This window comes from Actinoplanes sp. NPDC026623, assembly GCF_040638275.1.
Lineage (GTDB): Bacteria > Actinomycetota > Actinomycetes > Mycobacteriales > Micromonosporaceae > Actinoplanes.
The window spans coordinates 1-2,491 of record NZ_JBEZXZ010000406.1 but is presented as its reverse complement, the minus strand read 5'-3'; the positions used below and the strand labels follow the sequence as shown (position 1 = coordinate 2,491).

The window sequence follows — 2,491 nt, the reverse complement described above, 5'->3', positions numbered from 1 at the left end:
GCCGCGCCGACTGCGCGGGCCGGGCCGCCGTCACCCTTCGTCCTGCCGCGCGGCTTCCGGTGGTGGGACGACCCGAGCGGCTTCTCGGTGGCCGTGCCGGGTGGCTGGGCGGGCGGCGGGGACGCGCGCAGCGGCCGGGTCTTCATGGCGCCCGGCGGGCGGTCGACCCTGCGGATCAGCCGCTGGAGGCCCGGCGGCGCCAACCCCGTCGCGGCGCTGATCGACGAGGAGCAGCAGGCCGGGCTTCCGGCGTACCGGCGGATCCGGATCGAGCCGCTGCCCGCGACGCCCGGCGCGCTGTGGGAGTACACCTTCCGCGATCCCGCGACCGGCCCGATACACGCCCTGGAGCAGGTCATGGCGTTCGGCGGTCAGGCGTACCTCGTCGAATGGCACGTGCCGGGGGAGCAGTGGGCGGCCAACCTGCAGCGGCTCTCGGTGGTGCTGGACAGCTTCCGGTCCCTGCGCGGCGCTTGACCGCCCGCCCGGCTTGTCGTCGGCGTAGCTTGTGGAGTGGCAGGCCGTCCCTGGTGAAAACAGCGAGGAGCCACCGATGAACAAGCTGATCAACGACCCGGCCAACGTGGTGTCCGACGCGCTCCGCGGCATCGCCGGCGTCCACCCGGACCTGCGCGTCGACCACGAGCACCGCATCGTCTACCGCGCCGACGCCCCGGTCCAGGGCAAGGTCGGCCTCATCTCCGGCGGCGGGTCCGGGCACGAGCCGCTGCACGCCGGATTCGTCGGCCCCGGCATGCTGGACGCCGCGTGCGCCGGCGAGATCTTCACCTCGCCGGTGCCGGACCAGATGGTGGCCGCGACCAAGGCCGTCGACGGCGGCGCCGGGGTGCTGCACATCGTCAAGAACTACACCGGCGACGTCATGAACTTCGAGATGGCCGCCGAGATCGCCGCGGCGGAGACCAGCGTCACCGTCGCCTCCGTGGTGACCGACGACGACGTGGCCGTGCAGGACAGCCTCTACACGGCGGGGCGCCGGGGAGTCGGGGTGACCGTGCTGGTGGAGAAGATCGCCGGTGCCGCCGCCGAGCAGGGCCGGTCGCTGGCCGAGGTCGCCGACGTCGCCCGGACGGTCAACGCGAACGGCCGCAGCATGGGCATGGCGCTCACCTCCTGCACGGTCCCGGCCGCGGGCAAGCCCACGTTCGAGCTTCCGGACGGCCAGATGGAGATCGGCATCGGGATCCACGGCGAGCCGGGCCGCCGCCGCGTGCCGACGGCGTCGGCAGCCGAGGTCGCCGAGATGCTCGTCAGCCCGATCCTGGGCGACCTCGACTTCACCGGGGACGCCGGGGTGATCGCCTTCGTCAACGGCATGGGCGCCACCCCGATGATCGAGCTGTACGTGATGTACCACGAGGTCGCGACGATTCTGGCCAAGGCCGGGGTCGGCGTCGCCCGCACCCTGGTCGGCTCCTACATCACCAGCCTCGACATGGCCGGCTGCTCGGTCACCCTGGTCAAGGCCGACGACGAGATCCTGCGGCTGTGGGACGCGCCGGTGCGTACGCCGGCGCTGCGGTGGTGATCCGGCCGCGATGACCGACACGGTGGCAACCCCGGCCCTGGCGGCCTGGATCCGGGAATTCGCCAGGCTGATCGCGGCCAACCGGGACCTGCTCACGGAGCTCGACTCCGCGATCGGGGACGCCGATCACGGCGCCAACATGGACCGCGGCATGACCGCTGTGCTCGCGGCGCTGGACGGCCAGGCCGCCGGCACCCCGGCGATGCTGCTCAAGCGCACCGGGATGACGCTGATCAGCACCGTCGGCGGCGCCAGCGGCCCGCTGTACGGCACCGCGTTCCTGCGCATGGCCGCGGCGGCGGGCGACGCCGCCACCCTGGACGCACCCGGCTGCGCGACGATGCTGCGTGCGGCCCTCGACGGGGTGGTCGCGCGCGGCAAGGCCGAGGCCGGCGACAAGACCATGTACGACGCGCTGGCCCCCGCCGTGGACGCGCTGGACGCCGCGCTCGCCGCCGGCCGGGGGCTCGGTGAGGCGCTGAAGGCCGCCGTCCGGGCGGCCGAGAAGGGCGCGGAGGCGACCATCCCGATGATCGCCCGCAAGGGCCGCGCCAGCTACCTCGGCGAGCGCAGCGCCGGACACCGGGATCCGGGCGCGACCTCGGTGACGCTGCTGGTGACGGCCGCCGCGACGGCGCTGACCGACGGGGCCTGAGGCCGGTGGTCGGTCTCGTGGTGGTCTGCCACAGCCGCGCGCTGGCCCGCGCCGCGGTGGCGCTCGCGGCGGAGATGGTGCAGGGGCGGCCGGTGCCGATCGAGGTCGCCGCGGGCCTCGACGAGACGACGTTCGGCACCGACGCGGTCGCGATCGCGGACGCCGTCGCCGCCGCCGACCGCGGCGACGGCGTGGTCGTCCTCATGGACCTGGGCAGCGCCGTGCTCTCCGCCGAGCTCGCGCTCGAGCTGCTGGACGACGGCCTGCGCGAGCGGGTCGTGCTCTGC

3 protein-coding genes and 1 pseudogene are annotated in these 2,491 nt (G+C 74.4%); all 4 read left to right on the top strand.

Annotated elements, in window-relative coordinates; translation table 11 throughout:
• Nucleotides 1–477, top strand: a pseudogene (locus AB0F10_RS45280) (hypothetical protein); the annotation flags it as partial.
• 76 nt (nucleotides 478–553) lie between these two features.
• A complete protein-coding gene (gene dhaK / locus AB0F10_RS45275) occupies nucleotides 554–1,549 on the top strand; it encodes a dihydroxyacetone kinase subunit DhaK (RefSeq protein ID WP_360640762.1) in 996 nt (331 codons plus the stop codon).
• A gap of 10 nt (nucleotides 1,550–1,559) precedes the next feature.
• The gene (dhaL, locus tag AB0F10_RS45270) at nucleotides 1,560–2,204 is read left to right on the top strand and encodes a dihydroxyacetone kinase subunit DhaL (RefSeq protein WP_360640760.1); all 645 of its coding nucleotides are present in this window, start codon (nucleotides 1,560–1,562) and stop codon (nucleotides 2,202–2,204) included.
• A 5-nt stretch (nucleotides 2,205–2,209) separates the two neighbouring features.
• Nucleotides 2,210–2,491, top strand: a 282-nt coding sequence (locus tag AB0F10_RS45265) for a dihydroxyacetone kinase (protein WP_360640758.1), incomplete at its 3' end; no start/stop codon positions are given.